The organism is Sphingobacterium sp. CZ-2 (assembly GCF_004526235.1).
Classification (GTDB): domain Bacteria; phylum Bacteroidota; class Bacteroidia; order Sphingobacteriales; family Sphingobacteriaceae; genus Sphingobacterium; species Sphingobacterium tenebrionis.
Genome location: NZ_CP038159.1, coordinates 2,659,153 through 2,684,162 on the forward strand (window position 1 = coordinate 2,659,153; position 25,010 = coordinate 2,684,162).

General features: G+C 39.4%; 21 protein-coding genes and 1 tRNA gene. 6 read left to right on the forward strand and 16 right to left on the reverse strand.

The window, feature by feature from the left end:
• Positions 1–21: 21 nt before the first annotated feature.
• Together E3D81_RS11760 and E3D81_RS11765 are read left to right on the forward strand one after the other, a co-directional pair.
• A complete protein-coding gene (locus tag E3D81_RS11760; protein WP_134777507.1) occupies positions 22–1,092 on the forward strand; it encodes a PLP-dependent cysteine synthase family protein in 1,071 nt (356 codons plus the stop codon).
• A gap of 229 nt (positions 1,093–1,321) precedes the next feature.
• A complete protein-coding gene (locus E3D81_RS11765; protein ID WP_134777508.1) occupies positions 1,322–2,176 on the forward strand; it encodes a glycerophosphodiester phosphodiesterase in 855 nt (284 codons plus the stop codon).
• Between the two features lie 16 nt (positions 2,177–2,192).
• Here the strand turns inward: E3D81_RS11765 and E3D81_RS11770 are convergent, their stop codons facing one another.
• Positions 2,193–2,597: a hypothetical protein gene (locus tag E3D81_RS11770; RefSeq protein WP_099365254.1), complete on the reverse strand. Its 405-nt coding sequence runs from the start codon at positions 2,595–2,597 to the stop codon at positions 2,193–2,195.
• Between the two features lie 132 nt (positions 2,598–2,729).
• Here E3D81_RS11770 and E3D81_RS11775 point away from each other — a divergent pair, with 132 nt between their 5' ends.
• Positions 2,730–3,476 carry a copper homeostasis protein CutC gene (locus E3D81_RS11775; protein WP_134777509.1) on the forward strand — a complete coding sequence of 249 codons (747 nt, stop codon included), beginning with the start codon at positions 2,730–2,732 and terminating at the stop codon, positions 3,474–3,476.
• Positions 3,477–3,513: 37 nt separating this feature from the next.
• Here the strand turns inward: E3D81_RS11775 and E3D81_RS11780 are convergent, their stop codons facing one another.
• Positions 3,514–3,693, reverse strand: coding sequence for a spore protein (locus E3D81_RS11780; protein ID WP_099367985.1), 180 nt, complete (start codon positions 3,691–3,693; stop codon positions 3,514–3,516).
• A 28-nt stretch (positions 3,694–3,721) separates the two neighbouring features.
• Positions 3,722–3,792: transfer RNA gene (locus E3D81_RS11785), tRNA-Cys, on the reverse strand.
• 317 nt (positions 3,793–4,109) lie between these two features.
• Between E3D81_RS11785 and E3D81_RS11790 the strand changes: the two genes are divergently transcribed.
• Positions 4,110–4,751, forward strand: a complete 642-nt coding sequence (locus E3D81_RS11790) for a porin family protein (RefSeq protein WP_099367984.1) — start codon at positions 4,110–4,112, stop codon at positions 4,749–4,751.
• Between the two features lie 184 nt (positions 4,752–4,935).
• Positions 4,936–5,571 carry a porin family protein gene (locus E3D81_RS11795; RefSeq protein ID WP_134777510.1) on the forward strand — a complete coding sequence of 212 codons (636 nt, stop codon included), beginning with the start codon at positions 4,936–4,938 and terminating at the stop codon, positions 5,569–5,571.
• A gap of 54 nt (positions 5,572–5,625) precedes the next feature.
• Here the strand turns inward: E3D81_RS11795 and rpsJ are convergent, their stop codons facing one another.
• The 7 genes from rpsJ to fsa form a co-directional block, all read right to left on the reverse strand.
• On the reverse strand, positions 5,626–5,931 hold the full coding sequence (gene rpsJ, locus E3D81_RS11800) for a 30S ribosomal protein S10 (RefSeq protein ID WP_013667229.1): 306 nt from the start codon (positions 5,929–5,931) through the stop codon (positions 5,626–5,628).
• Between the two features lie 79 nt (positions 5,932–6,010).
• Positions 6,011–8,134 (reverse strand): elongation factor G, encoded by a 2,124-nt coding sequence (gene fusA / locus E3D81_RS11805; protein WP_134777511.1) that lies wholly within the window; start codon positions 8,132–8,134, stop codon positions 6,011–6,013.
• A 91-nt stretch (positions 8,135–8,225) separates the two neighbouring features.
• Entirely contained in the window at positions 8,226–8,693 is a 468-nt protein-coding gene (gene rpsG / locus E3D81_RS11810) for a 30S ribosomal protein S7 (RefSeq protein WP_099367382.1), read from the reverse strand.
• Between the two features lie 19 nt (positions 8,694–8,712).
• The gene (gene rpsL / locus E3D81_RS11815) at positions 8,713–9,126 is read right to left on the reverse strand and encodes a 30S ribosomal protein S12 (RefSeq protein WP_099367383.1); all 414 of its coding nucleotides are present in this window, start codon (positions 9,124–9,126) and stop codon (positions 8,713–8,715) included.
• Positions 9,127–9,242: 116 nt separating this feature from the next.
• Positions 9,243–11,372: a ribonuclease R gene (gene rnr / locus E3D81_RS11820; protein WP_134777512.1), complete on the reverse strand. Its 2,130-nt coding sequence runs from the start codon at positions 11,370–11,372 to the stop codon at positions 9,243–9,245.
• Between the two features lie 534 nt (positions 11,373–11,906).
• On the reverse strand, positions 11,907–12,371 hold the full coding sequence (locus E3D81_RS11825) for a Fur family transcriptional regulator (RefSeq protein ID WP_099367385.1): 465 nt from the start codon (positions 12,369–12,371) through the stop codon (positions 11,907–11,909).
• Between the two features lie 88 nt (positions 12,372–12,459).
• Positions 12,460–13,119 (reverse strand): fructose-6-phosphate aldolase, encoded by a 660-nt coding sequence (gene fsa / locus E3D81_RS11830; protein ID WP_099367386.1) that lies wholly within the window; start codon positions 13,117–13,119, stop codon positions 12,460–12,462.
• 124 nt (positions 13,120–13,243) lie between these two features.
• On the opposite strand from fsa, the gene E3D81_RS11835 reads away from it, so the two are divergent.
• Positions 13,244–14,473 (forward strand): MFS transporter, encoded by a 1,230-nt coding sequence (locus tag E3D81_RS11835; protein WP_134777513.1) that lies wholly within the window; start codon positions 13,244–13,246, stop codon positions 14,471–14,473.
• Here the strand turns inward: E3D81_RS11835 and E3D81_RS11840 are convergent.
• The 6 genes from E3D81_RS11840 to E3D81_RS11865 form a co-directional block, all read right to left on the reverse strand.
• Positions 14,440–14,892: an aspartyl protease family protein gene (locus E3D81_RS11840; protein WP_099367388.1), complete on the reverse strand. Its 453-nt coding sequence runs from the start codon at positions 14,890–14,892 to the stop codon at positions 14,440–14,442. The two genes, E3D81_RS11835 and E3D81_RS11840, sit on opposite strands and share 34 nt — an antisense overlap.
• A gap of 78 nt (positions 14,893–14,970) precedes the next feature.
• On the reverse strand, positions 14,971–15,606 hold the full coding sequence (locus tag E3D81_RS11845) for a hypothetical protein (RefSeq protein ID WP_134777514.1): 636 nt from the start codon (positions 15,604–15,606) through the stop codon (positions 14,971–14,973).
• A gap of 89 nt (positions 15,607–15,695) precedes the next feature.
• The gene (locus E3D81_RS11850) at positions 15,696–16,328 is read right to left on the reverse strand and encodes a hypothetical protein (protein ID WP_134777515.1); all 633 of its coding nucleotides are present in this window, start codon (positions 16,326–16,328) and stop codon (positions 15,696–15,698) included.
• A 94-nt stretch (positions 16,329–16,422) separates the two neighbouring features.
• The gene (locus tag E3D81_RS11855; protein ID WP_134777516.1) at positions 16,423–17,367 is read right to left on the reverse strand and encodes a malate dehydrogenase; all 945 of its coding nucleotides are present in this window, start codon (positions 17,365–17,367) and stop codon (positions 16,423–16,425) included.
• Positions 17,368–17,426: 59 nt separating this feature from the next.
• On the reverse strand, positions 17,427–19,748 hold the full coding sequence (locus E3D81_RS11860; RefSeq protein ID WP_245153209.1) for a BamA/TamA family outer membrane protein: 2,322 nt from the start codon (positions 19,746–19,748) through the stop codon (positions 17,427–17,429).
• On the reverse strand, positions 19,720–24,882 hold the full coding sequence (locus E3D81_RS11865) for a translocation/assembly module TamB (protein ID WP_245153210.1): 5,163 nt from the start codon (positions 24,880–24,882) through the stop codon (positions 19,720–19,722). Before E3D81_RS11865 ends, E3D81_RS11860 begins: the two co-directional genes overlap by 29 nt.
• Positions 24,883–25,010 lie beyond the last annotated feature (128 nt).

Genomic DNA, 25,010 nt, shown 5'->3' on the forward strand with positions numbered 1-25,010 from the left:
TTAATCACAAACAAAACAGATATGATCGCAGAGGAAGCTACAGTTAGCAAATGTTTGTCTCCAGAGTTGGATAGCCGTTTCAATCACCTTTGGTGCTTGGTAGGAAATACCCCTATGTTGGAATTGCAATATACTTATAAAGGTAAACCTGGAAAAATCTATGTTAAATGTGAAAACTACAATCTAACTGGAAGTATCAAGGATCGTATGGCATTGTATATTCTTTATAAAGCTTACGCAAATTGCCAAATCCGTCCGGAAGATATGATTGTAGAAGCCACCAGCGGTAATACAGGTATTGCATTTTCTGCTATTGGTAAAGCATTGGGCCATCAGGTAAAAATCATTATGCCAAATTGGTTGTCCAAAGAGCGTATCGATATCATCAAAAGTATGGGTGCAGATATCCAATTGGTGAGCAAAGAGGAAGGTGGTTTCTTGGGTAGCATCAAAATCAGTGAAGACCTTGCTGCACAAGGTGGTGTCTTTTTACCGAGACAGTTTGAGAACCTTTTCAATGCCGAGGCACATGAATTGACTACAGGGAAAGAGATCGCGCTTCAATTAGCTTCCATCGGCCTTACAGCAGATGCATTTGTAGCTGGTGTAGGAACTGGTGGTACTGTAATGGGCGTAGGAAAGCAATTGAAAAATTACAATCCAGCTGTAAGGATCCATCCATTGGAACCGCAGGAAAGTCCAACCTTGACCACTGGTTATAAGGTAGGAGCACACCGAATCCAAGGAATCTCTGATGAATTCATTCCTGCGATCGTAAAATTGGAGAATCTGGATTCAGTAATCTGTGCGTCAGATGGTGATTCTATCATCATGGCTCAGAAATTAGCACAGCAATTAGGATTGGCCGTAGGTATTTCATCCGGAGCCAATGTAATCGGTGCTATCAAATTAAAGGAAGAAATGGGGGATAATGCAGTTGTGGTGACTGTTTTATCTGATGATAATAAAAAATACCTAACCACTGATTTGGTGAAGGAACAGCCCGTTAAAGAAGGATACATTTCCACAGATCTTGATTTTACAGGCTATCATCCAATCGCTAGGTTAGAGAAACCTCTTTTTTCACACTAAGTAATTTATACCCCTTAAGGACAATGATGTTTCATATTGTCTGATGTTTACTGTTAAATAATCTATTCAGCGTCTTTAGGAGCCCTCCTAAAGGCGCTGATTGTTTAAGTGTAATGTCGTAATCTTTATGAGATTGCTATGTTATATTTTTATTAATTTTCTTAAATTACCTTAAATAACCATAGGCAAGAATTATTTTTGCTTTTCTTTTTAACCTAAACTGTATATAATGAAAATACAACAGCACTTATTACTTAAACCATCGCTTATCAGGCAATTTTTATTGATGTGTATCTGTATGGTGTTTTCCATCGCAGCGTTTGGCCAACAAGCTGCCGTCAAATTATTTGCCCATCGGGCTGCTGCCCACGAATTGGACGAGAATACTATGTCGGCATTTAAGGAGTCCTATGAAAAGGGAATGAGGGGCTTTGAGACGGACATCAGAAGAACGAAGGATGGCAAATTGGTTATCTTTCATGATGATAATTTTGAACGTATTGTGGGGCTAAAAGGTGGGGTAGAAGATATTACCTTGGTTGAGTTCAAGAAGTTGCGAACAAAAAAGGGAAATGAGATGCCAACCTTAGCGGAGGTGGTACAGTATTTTTCAGATAAACCTGGGGTTTATATCGAATTCGAAATGAAAACCAACAAACCGGTTTACAAAGAGAAGGTCCTTCATCAATATTGTGATGAACTATATAACCGTGTATACAGCAATAGACCAAAGGGTTCTGAATACTTATTGACATCCTTTGATAAGCGGCCCTTGAAATATTTGAAAGCTACTTATCCTGATGTGGATCTTCTGCTGATTAAATCAGAAGGTTTATCACAGAAGTTAATTGATGAGGCAAAAGAATTGGGGGTAAAAAGGATTGGGGCACGCGTGGAAATGAGTACGCGCAATATGGTTACTGAAGCTAAAAAGCAAGGGATGACCATTACCTTATGGCCAGGAAGATCTGTTGATGACTTCCTCTTAGGACTATCCTTAGGTGCAGATTACCTTTGCTCTGACGTGCCATTGGCAGTAACGGATTGGGTGAAAAAAAATGCGCCTTGGATTGAGCTAAAATAAGGTCGGTTTAAACAGTTCAGGTTGTCCGAAATTTATTGGCAATATGATCCAGCCATTTTTTGATGATGGCGCATATTTCATAGGCCTCTTGGTTTTCATATTGATGGATCAATGATTCCAAAGTTAGACTGATCTCTTCCAGGTGGATGAAATTTCCTTCCTCATTCCGATATTCTGATAAAATATCCAGCAGAAAACAATGTGTCTCAAATTCCACGAATTTTTGCTGGTACTTTTCATCTGCAGATAACCAAAGTTTTTCATGTTTGAAACCAGAATCTATGTGTAAGCTACAGGCTTCCTCATATTGGTACCGATGGGATTGAAGGTCCTTCTTCATTTTTTCAACACTATTCAATAAAGAATCATACATGGTAGAAAGATGAATCTGAACCTGCTTTTGTCTTGAAATAAGTGGCATAACAAGGGGGTTTTTGATGCTCGCAAATAATTCAACAATTAAATGTACTGTTTTGTTTTTAATAAGTGGTTGATTGTTTGTCACTTAAATATTAAAATTAATTCTGCCCAACAAATTAAATATCTTTGATTTATGATGGAAAAGGAAATTAATGGTTATAAACTGGAGATTTGTGCCAACTCTTTTTATTCTGCCAAGCAAGCGCAATCCGCTGGAGCAAGTCGGATAGAATTATGTCAAAACCTTGAAAATGGTGGTACAACACCTTCTTTTGGCTTGATAAAATTGACAAGAGAAACATTAGACATTGCTGTCCATGTGTTGATACGACCAAGATCAGGAGATTTTGTATATAATGAGGAGGAATTGGAAGAGATGAAGGAAGATATTCTGATCTGTAAATCCTTAAATTGTAACGGTGTGGTCTTGGGCATCCTTTTACCTTCGGGAGATGTTGACAAAGTAAGGATGCAAGAGTTGGTAGATTTAGCTCGTCCAATGGAGGTGGTATTCCATCGAGCATTTGATCGATGTAGAGATCCAAAGGAAGCCTTAGAAGATATCATTGAGTTAGGATGCAATAGAATATTGACCTCTGGTCAAAAGAATACTGCAGAGGAAGGAATTGAGCTTATTCGTGAACTTGTAGAGCAAGCAGCTGGAAGGATTGAAATTATGCCAGGTGCTGGTGTAACATCCGCAAACGTTAAAACTATCCTGGAAAAAACAGATGCCAAGAGTGTTCATGCATCTGCAAAAATAACCCAGAAATCTACCATGACTTTCCATAACCCAGCGCTGGTGGGTATGGATGAAGACATCTTTTACAGTGATGAAAAGAAGGTGGCCGAAATAATTGAACAAATAAAAAGCCTTTAGGAATTCCTAAAGGCTTCATATTTCCTTTAAATCTAACTTATTTAGCGTCAGTAGCTAATTTGTTTAAGATTTCGTCATTTTTAGTGATTTGACTGTCTTTGGACATTTTGCTTTTTGAACCTAGTTCAATGTTGCGTCCTAATTTCAAAAACTGTACTTCAACACGTGCAACAGTTTTGTTTCTTCTATCTTTTCTTTTTAAACGTGTAACTCCCATTGTTAACAATATTTTTAATTTTCAAACGAGGTCGGAAGCGGATTCGAACCGCTGTAGGAGGTTTTGCAGACCTCAGCCTAGCCACTCGGCCATCCGACCCTTTACCTTAATAGGCATGCAAAAATAGGATTTACTTTTGAATATTAAAAGTCTTTTTTGCTTTTATCTGGTTTTATTCTTTTTCAAATCCATCTCCAAAAGAATTTTACCTGAATTTATCAGCGGAAAAACAATTTTTCCTTCTCCAATCCGATATTTAATGACCACCTAAAAACAATTTTTATTCAAATTAATTGACTGAATATTAAGTGATAAGAGTAAATGTTTTAACGTTAATTTAATTTTGGTCTAAACTTTGCAAGGATGTTGGTGTCAGTTGTTGAGCTGATTTAAAAATTGAAAAAACTATAAAGACTATGAAAAAATTATTACTATCATTCGGAGCTGTAGTATTGTTAGCAGCAGGTGCACAAGCACAAACAAGTTATGGTTTAAAAGCAGGTGTTAACTTAGGTAAATACAGCAACCAAACTGAAGAAGCAAAAGATTACCAAAAAAATAATGTTTCTTTCTATGTAACTGGTTTTGCAGATATCCCAGTAGCTCCTCAATTTTCCATCCAACCTGGAGTTTCCCTTCAAGGTAAAGGTGCTAAATATGAAGCGACTGGAGATAATGTAAGCGGAACTTCTTCAACTAACACTATGTCCGTTGAAATCCCAGTAAATGCAGTTTACTATATTCCTGCAGGTACAGGTAATGTTTTCTTAGGTGCGGGTCCTTATGTAGGTTTCAACATCTCTGGTAAAACTAAAGCTGAAGGTGCATTAGGCGGTGTTGAAGGAAGTGTTGACAGAGACCTTAAATTCTCTGGAGATAACAAGGACATGAACTTGATCGACGCTGGTGTTAACTTCTTAGGTGGTTACAAATTCGGAAACGGATTGTTGATTAATGCAGGTTACGGATTAGGATTATCTAACTTAAGTCCTAGCGATAATTCAGACAACAAATTCTCTAACCGCGTATTATCATTCGGTTTAGGTTTCCAATTCTAAGCATCAACGCATAGAAAACAAAAGATTTTAGGAAATAACATCCTATCCTCTTAAAATATGAAAAGGTCGAGCATTAGCTCGGCCTTTTTTTACATCTCTAAAGGTTGCATAAACACCTGTAAATCATTGGCTTGACTTTTGTTATTTTATCTATAACTAATAATTACACTTAACATCAATTATTATGAGAAAGTTATTTTTAATCACATTGGTCAGTTGTATTTCAACAGCAGCAATGGCACAAGTAAGTTATGGTTTAAAAGGAGGAGTTAACTTAGGTAAGTTTTCTGAGGCATTCTCAGATGAATTGAAAGATTATGAAAAAATGAATCCATCCTTCTATGTCACTGGATTTGCAGATATTCCCGTAGCACCGCAATTCTCCATTCAACCTGGTTTATCGCTACAGGGAAAAGGAGCGAAATATGAAGGTGAAGTGAATGGAACCTCTGGAAAAATTACGGTCAATATTATGTCCTTAGAGATTCCGGTTAATGCGGTTTATTATATCCCTGCAGGAACAGGAAATGTATTCCTTGGCGCAGGTCCATATGTAGGATATGCTTTAAGCGGCACCTACAAATCTGTTGTCAGTGGTAATGACGATGCATCTGTCGAAGAAGATATCGATTTCTCCGGAGATGATAAAGAAGCCAATGCTTTTGAAGCTGGATTAAACTTTATGGCAGGCTACAAACTCTCCAACGGTTTTCTGATCAACGCAGGTTATGGCTTAGGATTAACGAAAATTGCAGCCGATGACGATGCTCCGAATTACAAAAATAGAGTGCTTTCCTTTGGTATAGGATTCCAATTTTAAATATAAAACAAAAGCCCATCAAAAGATGGGCTTTGTTTTTCTAAAAGAAATCTATCACACTTTGATTTCAACTTCAACACCTGAAGGTAATTCTAATTTCATCAACGCATCAACTGTTTTTGAGTTTGATGAATAGATGTCTAACAATCTCTTGTAAGAACATAATTGGAATTGCTCACGTGCTTTTTTGTTAACGTGTGGTGAACGTAATACCGTATAGATTTTTTTCTCAGTAGGCAATGGAATTGGTCCACTAACAACTGCACCTGTAGGTTTTACCGTTTTTACGATTTTCTCAGCTGATTTGTCAACTAAATTGTAATCGTAAGATTTCAATTTGATTCTGATTCTTTGGCTCATCTTATGTATTTGATTTTAAAATGACCCCTGATTAGAGCTATTAACAATCAGGGATCGGTTTGTTTTTTATTCGAAGGAATTATTCTTCAATATTCTTGATTTTTCCTTTTGATTTCGCGATTACTTCTTCAGCTACGTTACGAGGTGCTTCAGCGTAGTGGTCAAATTCCATGGTAGAAGTTGCACGACCTGAAGTGATTGTACGTAATTGAGTAACATATCCGAACATCTCAGAAAGTGGTACCAATGCTTTGATTACCTGTGCACCATTACGTGAGTCAAGACCTTGCATCTGACCACGACGACGGTTCAAGTCACCCATAACATCACCCATGTTTTCTTCTGGAGTTAATACCTCCACTTTCATGATAGGCTCCATTAATACTGGTTGACATTTAGGTAATGCCTGACGGTAAGCCATTTTACCTGCTAACTCGAAAGATAATGAGTCTGAATCGACTGCGTGGAAAGATCCATCAATCAAACGAACTTTCATACCTGATAGTGGGTAACCAGCCAATACACCATTGTTCATCGAAGATTCGAAACCTTTTTGAACGGAAGGAATGTATTCTTTTGGAATAGCACCACCAACGATCTCATTAACGAATTGAAGAGGGCTCTTAACAACATCCCAATCCTCATCTGCAGGAGAGATAACAACTTTGATATCCGCGAATTTACCACGACCACCTGATTGTTTTTTGTATACCTCACGGTGCTCAGAAGTACCGTTGATAGACTCTTTGTATGCTACTTGAGGAGCACCTTGGTTAACCTCTACTTTGAACTCACGTCTCAAACGGTCGATCAAGATATCAAGGTGAAGCTCACCCATACCTGAGATAACTGTTTGACCAGTTTCTTGGTCAGTTTTAACTACGAATGTAGGATCCTCTTCAGCCAATTTACTTAAACCAATACCTAATTTATCAACGTCAGCTTGAGTTTTAGGCTCGATCGCTAAACCGATTACCGGCTCAGGGAATACCATGGACTCAAGAACGATAGGGTTTTTCTCGTCACAAAGTGTATCACCAGTTTTGATGTCTTTGAAACCTACAACCGCACCGATATCTCCAGCTCCGATTCTTTCGATAGGGTTCTGCTTGTTAGCATGCATTTGGAAGATACGAGAGATACGTTCTTTGTTTCCTGAACGCGTGTTCAATACATAAGAACCTGCCTCTAATACACCTGAATATGCACGTACGAAACATAAACGACCTACGAATGGGTCAGTAGCAATCTTGAAACCTAATGCTGCGAATGGTTCAGCCTCAGAAGGTTTACGAACGATTTCTTCACCAGTGTTCGGGTTAGTACCTTTAACCGCCTCTTGATCAAGAGGAGAAGGCAATAACTCCATTACGAAGTCAAGCATGGTTTGAACACCTTTGTTTTTGAAAGATGAACCACAAACCATAGGAACGATTGCGTTATCCAATACCGCTTTACGTAAAGCGTCTAAGATTTCACGTTCAGTCAATGAATCTGGATCTTCGAAGAATTTCTCCATCAAAGACTCATCGTATCCAGCAACAGCTTCCAATAATTTCTCACGGTATTCAGCAACCTCGTCGATCATATCGTCAGGGATAGGAACTTCCGTGAAAGTCATTCCTTTATCAGCGTCGTTCCAAACGATACCACGGTTGTTGATCAAGTCAACCACACCTTTGAAATCGTCTTCCGCACCGATAGGTAATTGAAGCGCAACAGCCTCAGATCCTAACATATCTTTTACTTGTTTTACAACTTTCAAGAAGTCAGCACCTGAACGGTCCATTTTATTTACGAAACCAATACGAGGAACTTTGTATCCATCAGCTAACCGCCAGTTAGTCTCTGATTGAGGCTCAACACCATCAACTGCAGAGAATAAGAATACTAGTCCGTCAAGTACACGTAAAGAACGGTTCACCTCAACTGTAAAGTCAACGTGTCCAGGAGTATCAATTACGTTTACTTGGTATTTTTTATTACGGTAGTTCCAGAATACGGTTACCGCAGCAGAGGTAATGGTGATACCACGCTCTTGCTCTTGTGCCATCCAGTCAGTAGTTGCAGATCCTTCGTGAGTCTCTCCCAACTTGTGGTTAACACCTGAGTAGAACAAAATACGCTCTGTAGTTGTAGTTTTACCAGCATCGATGTGTGCAGCGATACCAATATTTCTTACTAATTTTAAGTCTTTTGCCATAGTATTTTTGAAAAAAATACACCGACTTTGATAATGAATAATTTCAATTATCTAAAGTCGGTGTATCATATTTGAATCGTTGTGTCCAAAATTAGAATCTGAAGTGTGAGAACGCTTTGTTAGCTTCCGCCATTTTGTGCGTATCTTCTTTCTTCTTAACAGCAGCACCTTCACCTTTAGAAGCTGAAATGATTTCTCCTGCTAATTTCTCGAACATAGTTTTTTCACCACGTTTGCGAGCGTAAGAGATTAACCATTTCATACCCAAAGCGATTTTACGCTCCGGACGTACTTCCATAGGAACTTGGAAGTTGGCACCACCAACACGACGAGATTTAACCTCTACTGCAGGCATTACGTTGTTCAAAGCTTTTTTCCAAGTCTCTAAACCGTTCTCTTGTGTTTTGTTTTCTACTAATTCTACTGCATCGTAAAAGATTGAATAGGCGATAGATTTCTTACCGTCAAACATCATGTTGTTTACGAAACGTGTTACCTGAACATCATTAAACTTTGGATCAGGTAAAATGATTCTCTTTTTTGGTTTTGCTTTTCTCATTTTATTTTCCTCCGTTTAATTATTTCTTACCTTTTCCTTTTGCTGGAGCAGCTGCCTGTCCTGGTTTAGGGCGTTTTGTTCCGTATTTAGAACGACGTTGGTTACGACCTGCTACACCTGAAGTATCTAATGCACCACGGATGATGTGGTAACGAACTCCCGGTAAATCTTTAACACGACCACCACGGATTAACACGATAGAGTGCTCTTGTAAGTTGTGTCCTTCTCCTGGAATGTAAGCATTCACTTCTTTTCCATTCGTTAAACGAACACGAGCTACTTTACGCATTGCTGAGTTTGGTTTTTTAGGGGTAGTAGTATATACACGCGTACATACACCTCTTCGCTGTGGACATGAGTCCAACGCTGGTGACTTACTCTTGTCTACCAGAGCTACTCTACCTTTTCTAACTAATTGTTGAATAGTAGGCATTTACCTGTTTTCTTTTAGAGTTTTTTGTTAAAAAAATATTTTAAGTCCGCAAAGATATAAAGAATAATTGATATCGTAAAGAGTTGAGTATAAAGTTTTTTTTAAAGTTTTCAAAACTAACTTATCAACGTAAAATCGATCTGTCTCTTATCCAGGTCAACCTTCTTCACTTTAATCTGAACCTCATCGCCCAATTGATATACCTTTTTCTTGCGTTGACCTATAATGGCATAATTCTTCTCATCCAGGGTGTAAAAATCATCGGTAATATCCCTTAACCTCACCATGCCCTCGCATTTGTTCTCCTCAATTTCTACATACATTCCCCATTCTGTTACGCCGGAAATAATTCCTGTATATTCCGTGCCGATCTGGTTTTGAAGATATTCTGCTTGTTTATACTTCACGGAAGCTCTTTCCGCCTCAGCAGCTTTCTTTTCCATCTGGGAAGAATGCTCTGACATCTTCTCGTAATGTTCGGTATTCACCTTTTTGCCTCCATCTAGGTAATATTGGAGCAACCTATGCACCATTACATCCGGATATCGACGGATAGGGGAGGTAAAGTGCGTATAGTAATCAAAGGCTAGTCCGTAATGGGAAGCTTTTTTAGTCGTATAAATTGCCTTAGCCATCGAACGGATCGCCAAAGAAGTCAATAAATTCTGTTCCTTACTACCTTCGATCTGTTCCATCATCATATTCAAGGATTTCGCAGTCTCCTTGTCGGATTTAAAACTTAGCCTGTGCCCAAAACGGGACGCGAATTGCGAAAAGCTTGTCAAAGTCTCCGTGTTCGGAACATCATGGAATCGATATACAAAGGTTAATTTGTTTTTCCCTTTTCCTTGCTTGCCGATGTATTCAGCAACTTTTCTGTTCGCTAATAACATGAAGTCCTCAATCAGCTTATGCGCATCCTTACGGACTTTTGTATATACACCCAAAGGTTTTCCGTTATCATCCAATAGAAACTTCACTTCTTCCGTTTCAAAGCTGATCGCGCCGCTCTTAAATTTTCGCTCACGAAGGATATACGCTAATTCGTTCAATTTTAAAATGGGCTCTGAAAGTTCATCTTCCTTGCCTTCGATGATTTCCTGTGCCTCTTCATAGCTGAATCGACGGTCGGAGTGAATGACGGTCCTACCGAACCATTGATCCAAAACATTGGCCCGCTCATCAAGCTCAAATACGGCCGAGAAACAAAGCTTGTCCTCGTTAGGCCTAAGTGAACACAAATTGTTTGAAAGTCGCTCAGGGAGCATCGGAATAACTCTGTCGACCAAATATACCGATGTTCCTCTCTCGAATGCCTCTTTGTCTAGTTGGCTATCGGGAATAACATAATGAGACACGTCTGCAATATGCACCCCCACCTCATAATTTCCATTTTCCAATTTCTTGAAAGATATTGCATCATCAAAGTCCTTCGCGTCCGCAGGGTCAATGGTAAAGGTGGTCGTGTTCCTGAAATCCTGTCTCTTAGAAATTTCTTCCTGACTGATTACATCGGAGATAGCGTTCGCTTCTGCTTCCACTTCTTTAGGAAACTCCAGCGGGAAACCAAAGTCTGCCAAGATTGCGTTCATCTCGGTATTGTTCTCGCCTTTTTTTCCTAATACCGATTTTACTCTACCGATCGGATTTTTTGCATTCTTCGGCCATTCCAATATGGAGACCACCACTTTCTCTCCATCTTTGGCACCGTTCAGGTTGTCCAGAGGAATGAAGATGTCGTGCAGCATTTTCCGGTCATCCGGAAGGAAGAACGCATAGGTGCTGGAGATATCAATGGTACCGGTGAAATCGGTCTTCGCGCGTTGGATAATTTCAATGATTTCACCTTCCCTTTTCTTGCCTTTTTTACGATCGTAAATATGCACTTTTACGATGTCCCCATGAAGGGCTTGACGAAGCTTTCGAGGGGCTACGTAAATGTCATTTTGAAACTCATCATCAGGGACGATGAAGGCTGATCCATCGGCAGTCATATCGACCTTTCCTGTTACATAAACATTGAGCTGTCTCAATTTAAATTTGCCGCGCTCCGGCTGTTGGAAAAGGCTGGTCTTCGAGCCATCCGAAAGGATGTCTGCGATAGCAACCTTCGAATCCGAATCCGAGATGTTAAGCTTCGCAGCAACCTGTTTATAGTTCAGTGCTTGGTTGCCTGATTTTTCAAATATGTCGACGATTAATTGGGTGAGTACTTCTTTGTAGGGATTTTCTTTTCTTGATTTCATATGCTATTGTTTTGCCCATGTCTGTCTAGAAATTATAGGGTAGGGAAGGAGTTCCCGATTAAATTTCCTAGACAACATAACCCTGATTTTTCAGGACTGTATTATTGAACTAATATATAAAATATAAACGGTTTTTGAGCGGGATAGTTTGCTCTAATTCAATAAATATTTATTTACTTATTTAAAACTTTGTTTTAGCTATATAAAAATATTGAATATCTATTAGTTATGATTTGATATGCTAAAAATTATGCAGGTGTATAAAAATATATATGATTGATTTTCAATATGTTGTATTTTTTCGTACTTTTTTAAGTCTTTTGCTAAAAATTATTTTATTAAAATTAATGTTTTTATAAATATATATAAGGCGCTATAAAATAGAGTAATAAAAAATTAAAAGCTAAATTTTAGCTTCGTAAAATAATTGTACTTTAGCATTGAAATTTTGGTGGAATTTGAAAAAACGAAAGAGTAGAAATCCTGCGACCATAAGCAAGTTATAGTCGGAATTTCCTGATGCAAACAGTACTATTAGCTTTGCTTTTCTTTACAGGAATCACATAATCCCACCGCATTTATCGCGATGGAATGCAAGGAGAAATTTGGAGGTAGGGCAATTTTTGGAAGAGAGATTTCATCCAGGCAAAAGACGGAATTGCAAACTGAACAGATGAAATGCACGTGCTGATCATGGTGATGATGTTGGGAACATTTGGTCGAACATAGGGCATAGGTAGCCGTTCCATTCAGGTCGAAAACTTTATGGAGAATACCCTTTTCTTCGAAACTTGCCAGGATCCTATAGAGGGTCACACGGTCGATTTCAGTACCTAAAATTTTCTCCAGGTCTGGTTGTGAAATGGCTGTCGGCTTCTCCGAAATACTATCCAAAACGCGTAACCTAGGTTGGGTAATCTTCAGATTATTTGCCCTTAACAATTGGCTGAATTCCTCTAGTTTTTCTATGCTCGATGCTGCTTCTCTATCCGTTTTCATAAGGGTAAAATTACGAAAAATTTAGGGCATAAAAAACCTCCCTTTCAAGACGAAAGGGAGGTGCTATTTGATGCTTTTTTTTACTCGATTATTTACCTGCTGCTTTCGCGTGATCTGCTAAGAACTGTGCCAATCCACTATCTGTTAATGGGTGTTTCAAAAGGGCAGTAATCGCTGACAAAGGACCTGTCATCACGTCTGCACCGATCTTCGCACAACCAAGGATATGCGCACTGTGGCGAACAGATGCTGCAAGGATCTGTGTTTCGAATCCGTAGTTATCATAGATCTCTCTGATCTCTTCGATCAAACCTAATCCATCTACCGAGATATCATCCAAACGACCGATAAATGGCGATACGTAAGTCGCTCCTGCTTTAGCAGCCAATAAAGCCTGACCAGCAGAAAATACCAACGTACAGTTTGTTTTGATCCCTTTTTTGCTGAAATATTTGATCGCTTTTACGCCATCTTTAATCATAGGAACTTTTACTACGATCTTGCTATCTAAAGCTGCTAAGGCTTCGCCTTCTTTGATCATTCCTTCATAATCGGTAGAAATTACTTCGGCACTAACATCACCATCCACGATTTCGCAGATCGCTTTATAGTGGTTAATTACGTTTTCCTCACCAGAAATACCCTCTTTAGCCATTAAACTAGGGTTGGTTGTCACCCCATCAAGTACGCCTAAGTCCTGTGCTTCTTTGATCTGAGCTAAATTAGCAGTATCAATAAAAAATTTCATGATATAAAATGTTGATTAAAATTTTGTCTTCATTATCAAGCTGCCACTGAGTTTGATGATGCAAAGGTAGGTATATTGTTGCGCTTTTTGCAACAAATTCCATTTCAAATTGTTATCTTATGACATGCAGATTTTCAGGTCCTTTGCTTATCCAAATTATAGATTACATGTAATCGGTCAATCGATCTCCCTTTTGGGTACCTGGATGCAACGGATTGCCATTAGCTGGCTGGTCTATAAACTCACTGATTCCGTATTCTGGCTAGGTTTTGTCTCCTTTATTTCTTTGTTGCCTTCTTTGGTCTTATCACCATTTATTGGCGCATTTGTAGATAGGCATAAGAAATATAAACTGGTTTTTATTACCCAGATTGGACTGATGATTCAGGCAGGATTATTAGCGCTAGTGGTTTATCTTAAAATGGAATCTGTACTTTATTTATCTATTTTAGGGTTCATACAAGGGGTTATCAATGCATTTGATGTGCTGGCAAGGCAATCTTTACTGGTATCTTTGGTTGATGACAAAAAAGATCTGCCGAATGCCATTGCACTGAACTCTTCCATTTTCAATGCCGCCAGGATGGTCGGACCGGCAATTGGAGGATTTCTTTTGTCCATGTATGGTGAATTAGCCTGTTTTACCGTCAATTTCCTGAGCTATATTCCGGTAATTATCTGTTTGATGCTCATGAATGTGAAGGAAACATTGGTTATTGTACCTAATGAAAATGCCTTTCAGGGGCTTGTTCAAGGCTTTAAATACCTGAAAAGGTCCCCACATATTACTTCGTTGATCATTATTTTGGCCTTTTCGAGTCTTCTGGTCATTCCTTATACTTCCTTATTACCGGCTGTTGCGCGGGAATTATTTCAAGGGAATGAGCGGACGTTTTCTTGGTTTGAAAGTGCTGCAGGGTTAGGGGCCATGATTGGTGCCATTAATATGGCCCGACTGAAATCAGGCGAAAATTTAAGATATCGAATACTTTTTGCAGCCTTTTTTATGGGCGTAGCCCTTGTTTTATTGGCTTATGCGCATTATTTACCTTCGGCTTTATTTTTTACAGGAGCAGTTTCTTTCTCCATGATGATGCAGAATTCTTCCATTAACACCTATATCCAGACCCATGCGATGCCCGCCTACAGGGCACGGGCTATGTCCTACTATGTCATGGCTTTCCAAGGGATTTTCCCTATTGGAAGTTTAATTACAGGCGCGATTGCTGAATTTCTAGGGCTTAAAAACACCTTATATATCATGGGTGGATGTGGTATTCTGATTGCCCTAGGCTTTTATATTTACCTCCGGCTTCATATTCAACGGCGTTTATTCAAATTTAATTTCCGTTGATTAAGTGTTAATTGATTCTTTTTGTAGTCTATCATTCCGCCATATTCTTTCAGGATATCACCTCCCAATACCCCAATAACGGGATCTATCCCTATTTGTTCGTATGCATAATTGATGGAACTTAGATCTAATACGGCTGTCGTGAAGTTTTTGATGGACCATTCCTTCATTTTGAACTCTGGAATGGTAAGCATAAAACTTTCCATACTATTGGTCCCCAGACCAGTGGATAGGATATCTGTAGTTTCGAAATGTTCCTCTTGTATACCAGAATTCAATAGGGTGGTTTTATCCAAAACCGTTTTGGATGCGCCGGTATCTATAACTAATTTAAATTTACGATCGTAAAGTTCTACTTCTGTAATGATATGGTAGCCATCGGCTTGAAGTTTGATGACTTCAAAAGGAATTTTTTGCATAGTTGGATAATAGAATGTGAAACCTCGTAAAGAATGAATTTACTTGGTATAAATACAATTCTACTGTTTTTTCTCCAATTATATAGCTAATTTCTTCTTTTTCATCGCTTTTTTTAACCGGTCCTTTAGAATGGATTTATATTCCGGAGAAGTTTGTAATTCTATGGTATAGATCCTAATCTCATCTAATTGTTCCAAGTATCTCTCCTTGGAATAATTTATCTTGAAGGATTCAATATCTGGTTGTGGCGCTAATTTTGAAAGTTCATTCCCCATGGCAGCCGTTGCTACAGTGGCTGTCCCTATAAGTAAAGTCTCTCCAACTGAAGGCGCGGCATCCGCATCCGATAATAGATTGCCATATTGATCTGTTTTGTTGTGATTTTTTTCAGGCTCATCTGTCAAACTGGATTTCATGATATCAACACCTGTTTTACTCATTCCTTTAAATAAGGGTGCTTCTTTCTTCCGATCAAATTTAATCTTTATCTTTTTTATGGTAGAAACTGGAATCTTCTTCATCTCCTTATCCTTCATCAAATAGATTTCCTCCACCGTTGCCCTATAAAAATTTCCTTTGATTGTTTCTTTCTTGGTTTTTATATGGGCTTGGTAATAGGAAACAACAACTGGTTCTGGGTATTCTACGCTTTGTGCTTGACAAATTCCCAGAATTCCAATGCATATTGCAAGATTTAATAAGATGATCCTCATGAAACAAAAATAAGGTTTATTTCATTTAAAGAATATATTTTAACAAAAGTTTATGGTTTTTATAGTGTGGAGATTTATTATTATTCGGTTTACCTGAAGAATAGCAATACATTAGTTAATGTCTGTTGATTGATCATTTTACGTTGATTTTTAAGCATAAATTTTTGGTTATGAATGATGCGTTGGTTTTGTTCGGCCATAAAATTTAACCGATTGGTTTGCCGGTCACGACTTATTTCATTTTCATACAGATTCAATCCTTCTTTTAAGGAGTCTATCCGCTTATTTTGAATATATTCCAATAATTTTGCCGTAGCATCAACAGTTCTATATTTTGCAGGGATGGTATTATTTTGCTCCAACAATTGGTTAATTTCATTCATCTCTTGTATAATAGGCTGATAACGGATGGTTGAAGCCTGCTTCATTTCCATTTGCTTTTTATTATCTAGTCTTGGACCTATTACATATCGCATCCCGAAGATTCCTACAGCAAAAGATATAAATAGGGCAAATACGCTAACAGTAAAATTATCTATGAACCTGTTAGACATACTAAATAAAACCCACCCGATAATAATACCTAAAATGGTAAACATAGTCTGACGATTATAAAACATAATTCTATAACGTTCATTTTCTAAGACTGCGTAATGACTCGCATATCTCTTTAACAGATCATGTTCCCGCTCTAAATTTTTTTCCAGATTTTGAAGTTCCATGCTATGTAAAATTTTCGATTAGTGTGAAGATTGCTTCGTCGTGCCTCCTCGCAATGACGCGGAAAGAATAGTCTCCTCGCAATGACGCGCTAGACTATCTCTTTAAAACGCCCTCATCAAAAAGTACATCGTTCATTTTTCTGACCGCTTCCGCGCTTGCATCGAACAATTTTTGTTCCTCATCCGAAAGTTCCAAAGGAACAATCCTATCCCAGCCTTTATTATTTATAATTACCGGAACACCAATATTAATATCCTCCTGCCCGAATTCGCCTTCTAAATATACAGATGCAGTAAACAATCGATTCTGATCCCTTACGATACTTTCCACCATCGCTGCGGCAGCAGCACCAGGTGCATACCAAGCTGAAGTCCCGATCAAAGCAGTTAAAGTAGCACCACCTACCATCGTTTTCTTTACGATTTCAGCTTCCTCTTCTTCCGTTAAAAAACTAGAAACTGAAATACTGTTCCAAGTAGCATGCTTGATCAATGGGATCATCGTGGTGTCCCCATGACCACCTATAACGATGGCATTCAAATCATTTGCCGAAGCATTCAATTTATCTGAAATCTGGTATTTAAAACGAGCGGAATCCAATGCCCCACCCATACCAATGATCCTGTTTTTAGGTAGTCCACTGGATTTTAAAGCTAAATAGGTCATGGTATCCATCGGGTTGGATACAATCAGAATGATAATATCTGGAGAATGTTGGATCAGGTTCTCCACTACCGTTTTTACAATATTGGCATTGGTCCCGATCAATTCTTCACGTGTCATCCCCGGTTTACGTGGGATTCCTGAAGTAATGACAGCTACCGTAGAACCAGCTGTCGCTAGATAGTCATTGGTTACTCCCGTAATTTTCGAATCAAAACCAAGTAGGGCAGAGGTCTGCATCATATCCTGGGCTTTGCCCTCCGCGAATCCTTCCTTAATATCTAATAGTACAATTTCTTCGGCAATATTACGTCTTACCAGATTATCTGCAGTGGTTGCTCCAACTGCACCTGCACCAACAACGGTTACTTTCATAGCTTTACGGGTTTTATGTTACGCTCCTTAAATCTACTAAAAAGGATTCAAAAAACCTATTAGAAAGGATATCCGATCGCCAAGTTGAATACCAGGTTCTCCCTGCGCCAATCCCTTTCCCGAATGTCAATATACTTGAACACCCAACGGTCATCCTTTGGACGATAAGGCACGCGGAATGGAATCGCAAAGTCGGTACGAAGGATCAAGAAGTCCAGATCCAGACGCAATCCGACACCACCACCAACAGCCAATTCACTCAAGAAGGCCCCAGACAGTTTACCTCCTGGTTTTTCGTCGTCCTGGTTCTGCAACCACACATTCCCGGCATCCACAAAAGCTGCCCAATGCAGCATGCCAGCAATTTTAGCCCTATACTCCGTATTCAATTCCAATTTGAAATCCCCGGTCTGGTCCGCAAAGAAATTATCCTCGCCAATGTTTTCTGGAAGAGAAGATCCTGGACCGACAGAACGCGCACGGAAGGCACGTAATCCATTAGGACCACCCGTATAATACTGCTTCAGGTATGGTAATGATCGAGAGTTTCCATAAGAATAGGAGGTACCGATCATAATACGAGAAGCTAAGGTCGAATTGGCCGTTAATTTCATATAATGCCTCATATCAGCCTCCGCTTTAATGAATTGAGAGTAGGCTGTTCCGAATAATTTCTTAACTTTTCCACTATTGAAATCCGCACCTTGGATCAATCCCAGGATATTTCCGGACGTATTCAGACCCGCTTTGGCATAGAACGTATGCTTTTTATTGTTTTCCATGGTATTGGTAAACGTATAAACATAGTTTGGACCAAAAGAAAACTGCGGATCCACAATGTGTCGTAACGTTGGAACAGTATCCATCTGCGCTTTATATTCATCCGAAATACCTCTTGGTTGAACATAGATGATTTCCGCTAAAGTCAGGTTGTGATCCCGTTGGTTATTTTCCTTCCATGCATATCCATAGTTTAAGGTCATGGAATTTAAGGTATAGGCTGTTCTTCTGTTCAAGAATTCATATCCCGCTTTTAAGAACGTCTTTGGAATATATTGCCTAGCAGGTGCCCACTTCCAAGGAGAAAGAAGCCTTGGCCAGGTAATACCTACTTCTGCACCATATCGGATATAACTGGAATTCAGGTTTACATTTCCACCTGTCTGGGTCTCATAACCTCCAAAAACAGACGCTGTCAAGGTTTCAAATCCCTTAAAGGCATTCCGCAAAGTCCAGTTCGCTGTTACTTCCGTTCCATTGTAAACTGCAGCAGTTTTCCCGATCAGCTCCAAACGGATCGATCTTTTCTCCAAAGGTGTCAGGTAATAATAAACATCCAAGTGGTTCAGGGAATCCGGGCTATCCACAAAATCGTTCTTTACAAATTTAAACGCATTCAAATTCACCAAATGATTGATCGTTTGGTTATGGCTCCAACGGCTATATTTATCTTTTGGCTGCACAAAAATATGATTCGCCAATACTTTTTTACGGTATTTCCGTTCCGGATCTACGATGTAATATTTATCCTCAAATTTTTCAGTATTCCTAGGGATCCTGCGTCTTGCTGTTCCCGAGGTTTCCTTATAATCTGGAAAAATGTAGACATTCCCGATATATTGCGGATGTCTAGCTTTTTCTGGTGTTTCCGGTTTTACCGTGACGAACATATCCACCTTATGATTTCCAATCGTACTATCCACTTCCACCAAAATATTATCCGGACTGAAATAATAGAATCCATTAAGCTTCAGGTCGTTATCGATTCGGTCGCGCTCGTTCAGGATCACATCCAAATTATAGTTTGAACCGGGTTTCAATAAAGTACGATCGCTAGGGTAGTTGATCCGCCATCCAAGATCCGTCATAGTATCCACATCAAATTTGACCGAATTGATACGGTAGACCTTTCCCGGATAAGCATCGTATTTTACGGATGCATATTTTCCATCAATGAGGGTATCCGAAGCTACACGGGCATTGAAGAAACCTAGGTTCTCCATTTTTCCGCGTAGAAGATTTTCATTGTATTCACGGTTTACATCGCTTAGTTTAACTGGTTCTTGGCCATTCCGTTTTAACCAACGTCTGAAAAAATTGGTCGAACTATCCGGACCTCCGCCCATGTTCCATAGACCAACTTTATAATAGACCCCCAGGATTTTCGAATTGGGCTTCGGTAGGAGGGCATCTTCCAGAAATGTTTCAAAGGCTTCTTTATTTTCAACCTTCATACTATCATGATGAATTTCTACATCACCTCCAGTATACATTTTTTCACCTTCAGCCAGGTATTTGGTCGGATTACAACTACTAATTAGTATTCCGCCAAATAGGCAGGAAAATAAAAACTTATTTTTCATCTTTTCCTCCTTCCTCATCTTCGTTTTTAATGGCCGATTCATTCGATTCCTTGATTCTATCAGTAGAATCAGGCAGATTATTGCTTGTACTGTCTTGTTGTTGCTGTTTCAACTGTTCTTCTTTTTGGCGCTCTTCCACACGTTTTCTATATTCTGGATCAACCCGCATCAAACTGTCGCGGATCACCAAGCGTACGCTGTCTCGATAAGCGGTATCCGTTTCCATTCGGTCTACATCAAATCTGCGGCGGAATCCTCTACTATCTGTATTATAATATTCCTGAAGGGCTTTTGAATTCATGAAAAGCTCCTTGAATTTGTTGTAGCTCATATTGATGATAAAACCAATTCCTGTTTCCACAAACTGCCCTTGCAAAGTCGCTTGATATTGGTTTTTGCGATATACACGTGCAAAATAACGACCATCTTTCGATAATTGATAATCCAGGGAAATATCGCCCGCAATGTTGGATGCTTTCTCGCCTGGTCTTGTATTTCCTTCCACTTCGAAATTTGATCCAATCGTAATCTTTAAGCGGTCATCAAATAACATCTTCGAAATGCCCACATTCAAATCCGTACGGGTCTGTGCATTTCCGGTCAAATAATCCTCTTCTGAATTCAGGTTGAAATCCAATTCTACTCCTTTGATCAAATCCGAAGCAAGGTTGTTCAATTGCGATGTCAAGAAGGAACTCACTGTACTTCTCGCCATGGATTCTGCACCACCACCGGACAAACTTTCAAATGGATTTGCCGACATGAACCTGCCCAATGCAATCAAGGAGAAAACCTGTTTGTTCAATTCGGCCGGATCCTCCCGGATATTCGATAGGGCAATGTTCACCTTGCTCACCACATCTTGGGAAACAATAGCATTACTTTCATCCAGATCGATATCAAAATTGATTTCTGGTTTGAAAAGCTCACCGGTCAGTTTCAATAATACATTGAACGGCACCCTTTGTTTATAGAGGTTCTGGCTTTCTGCACCAATCTGGTTCTGTACCAATTCTAACGTGGCAAATTTACCTGTATACACTGCAGTAATATTCAGCCGCGCATCCAAAGGATCTCCATTCCAAGTGATCGTACTTCCTTTCTGGAAACGGAAATCTTTGGAAATTGGACCTAAAGAGAAGGTATAATCACCATCTTCCACTGTAAATGTACCAGACATGATGATCTGGTCGTTGGCATCAATGGTGGTATTCAGTTCAGCTACACCCTGGATATTTAGGGCATCCTGGGTTCCTTCATCCAAGATGATCTTGAATTTCGCTTCCCGATCCGTACTTAGGTTCAGCGCAATATCATAACCAGACAAAGTATTCGATACCTTGGTCATGGAATCCAGCTGCGCAAAAACATTTGCTCTGGTGGTATCACTTTTATCCACGAATTTAACCACCCCATCCCGTTGTGCTACGCCAGGATCATCGTTAGGTACAATGAAAGAGAAGTCTGTATTCTCATTGGCTTTCACATTACCATCGATCTTCGGCTTGTCCAAATTACCAGTAACCCGAAGGTTGGAAGTTAAATACATTTTTCCGAAGAACATATCATTATCCTCACGGGTAGAATTCATCACCTCGAAATCATCCGTTGTTAAATTCAGGTTGAAATCGAAATCCGTATAGGTCGTGGTCCGGATGGATCCGTTTAACCTCGCTGTATTATTTTTGGAATCAACAATGTTGAATTGTCTAAAAGTGATTCCTTGATCGTTAAAATATATTTTCTGATCATCAATTTTCATGTTGGAGTTCAACATGGATGCATTGATGATGGCGTCATTAAATGTTAATTCGCCATTGATCCGAGGGGCATCCATTGTTCCACGGATCTTCAGGGTTCCAGAAAGATCGCCTTGGCTGCCCTGTAGATTCCCTAAACTGAAGGCTTCGATGGTTTTGATCGTAATCGGTTTCAGATCCAAGGTCGCATCAATTTGCATATCGCCTTGTGGTGGGATGATCACATCTCCGATCAATTGTACATCATTGCCGTTTTCGGTAATGCGTACATCTGCAGAATAAGTGTTTTCCTTGATGTTATTCACCTTTACCAACACATTCCCGATAGTATCTTTTCCGAAGTAGAACTTATCGATTGTTAGGTCGGATACAAAAACTGGATTCGCCTCTAATCTCGAAACTGTCGCATTACCATTGATACCACCTCCCAAATTTAAGGATTCTGATTCCAGCATATTGGTGATGGTCTCGATCCTAAAATTGTTAAAAGTTAAATCGATAGGTGCATTCAGTGTGGAATCTTTGGATTGGATCACGAGCTCCTGGCCATCATTGGATAGGCGGAAGGCATTTGCACGGATGCCATTACTACCAAAGGTCAACTGGTTGTTTGGGTTGATGGACCAATTTTCATAATTCAGCATCAAGCCATCCTCTTTCAAGGAGAAATTATAATTGTTGTTATCCACATTCATAAAGGCCCCTAAGTGGTACTGCTCTTTATCTTCTTTATCTTTTATCCAAAGCCCTAAATCGACTTTGTTTTCCACCACATTACCCGATAGGACGGTATTGTTCAATTCAATGTTATTGACAATGATATGGCCGATCAAGGTGTTATAGTAGAGGGTACTATCTGCCGTAATGATATCCATACCTACATTTTCTACTTCCGTACCGGCATAGATAATCTTAGGTGCTAAGAGTTTAGCCATTAAGGTTCTGTCCTGGCTATTGAACGTACCATCTAGGGTAATGTCGTCCATGACCTCTAAATCAGGTAGGAAATCCCTAATGATCCGGGCATTATTCAAGCGAGCAGAAAATTCGAATTGCTGCGGTGAATAGGTCAGTACAGTTCGATCGTTCGAAGGATTATAATAGGTGCGAACTATATCGGTTATCGATGCGCCTAATTCCGTCAATTTATATTTTCCGGTCAAGTGGCCATTCAAGAATTCCGAACTTAGTATCAAGGTATTCTTGCTGGTATCGGATTTTGCGGTTAAAGCAACGGTATCCAATACATATCGTTCATCATTGTAAGCAATAGAGGAGTTGACCACCTTTAATGCGCCATTTAAATGATCAAGGTCGAAGGTTTCAAAGTCTGCCGTGATCTTTCCGTGATAGCGAAGGTTCTGGTCCATCAATTTCAGGTTTTTGAAATTGATACTATCGATCATCATTTCGGCAAAGATCTTCGGATAGGCACCGCTCATGTCTGCAGAAATAGAAGCATCCAGGTCGACATTCGGATCGCCACTGTTGATGGTTCCTGCTATATCCCCACGGTTTGCGGTCATATCAAAATTGATGTCGTGATAACCATAGCCCATCGCGTCAAAGCGGTTGATGGTACCTGTAATATCGGCTACCATGGTTTTCAGATTCAAACCTGTTCCATTTACCTGTGCTTGCGCAGCAACAACCCCGAGAACGGAATCCTGCTTCAGGAATTGACCAAGATTGAAGTTGTCTACCGTAACAAAGGCATTATAAGTCGTATCGCGACCCATATTCAATTTTCCATTGACAGTCGCATTCCCTTGCTCGGTAACCAGTTTTAAATTGGCATCAAAACCACTCATTCCGCCTTTAAAGGTTCCTGCCAAACTGATGTTTCTTGGCAATTGAATACTGTCTGGCATCAAAGAAGGAGCGATTAATCGGTTAAGATCAGCTCGACCGGTCACTAATTTCTTGATGTTCAGGTCCAGGTACATTTTATCCATATCAGGTAATCCTTTTATATGGGCGGTAGCAATTACGTGGGTATTATCTAACGTTTTAAATTCAAAACGTGGAATCCTAAGATCATTGAGTTTCCCTGTAACACGGCCGTCGATGTAGAAACGTTTGTTCATCAACGGTCTCATTACTTCCTGTTTTTCAAGGTCAGGAGCCAGGAAACGGATATCCCGCATGTCGATATGGCTTTTCTTGATGTTGGCCAAGATGGTCATGCTGGATGGATTATTGGAGACAGCGTCTAAAGAAGGATAAGAAACTTGAATTTCATCCTCAATTCGGGTGTCTGGCGTTTCGATCAATAGGTTTTTAACGGTTGCCCCTTGGTTTCCATAAATAAAATCGCCTCTCAATTGCTTAAGATAGAATCCGGAATGATCCTTAGCAGTTACATTGTCCAGCTCACCGGAAATGGAGTCTGCCGAATAATAAAGATTGTCCATGGCCGCTGCTAGATCGGTCATTTTAAGATTGAAATAATCAATTCCTTTGGTTCTTGGCTGATTATCGTCTTTGAACCAGAAATTGGATTTGTCAATGACCAATTTATCAGCTGAAACCACCCAATTAATACTGCTGGTATCTGAATCAGCTTTATCATCCTGCTTTTTAACGGTTTTTCCAAGAAGTACTTCCGAGTCAGAACCATCCAGTTTGATCTCTTTTAGTTTAACGATCTCCTTATTCAGGTCTAATTGTTCAACATTAGCCAATAACTCCTTGATGTCAAACTTGGTTTTCATGTTATTGGCCTCATCATCGTATTTCACCAAGATGTTTTTCAGATTCAAGGTATTTATACCGAGATCAGGAAGGAGGGAAGTAGCTTCGACGGTTGGGTCGTTGATTCCGAAATCGGAGGCATCCGGTGCTTCTTCCGATTCGGCCACCGCCCACTGCTTAATAACGGCCGTTAATCCATCGATGTTAACCACTGGCATATCAAAGGCCATATTTTTCGTCAGATCAAATCTTTTGACCCTAGTATCGAAATGTTTTAGGAAAAGGTCTGCCGAAGTTCCAATAACGTCATCCTTATAGACAAACTTAATATCATCAAAATTGACTTTATCGATATCAAAAACCAAAGCAGATGTGCTATCAGCAGTGGTTGTACTTTCCTTTTCCGTAGCAAAAGCATTCACGATATAAGCAAAATTGAAAGTACTATCAGGAAGGGATCGATTGATCTTGGCGGTAATTCCCTTGAGCTCAAACTCTTCGATTTCAATCGTGTTCTTCAATAATTTGAACATATTGATGTCCACTTTTAACTCTTGTCCAGCCAATAAAGTGTCCTTGGATTGATCTTCAAAATATACATTTTCCAGAACCAATTTTTTAGGAAAGGTAATGTTGATATGGCCAATATCTACGGGGGTTCCGATTTTATTTTCCAGATAATTGGTCACTTTGCCCACAATATAATTTTGTACAGCGGGTAAACGAACGAGGAATATTACAAGAAGAATGAGTGCGATTATTGATCCTATTATCCATAGGAAGGTCTTTAACGCAATACGGCCAAATCTATTCAAAGCGGTTGAAT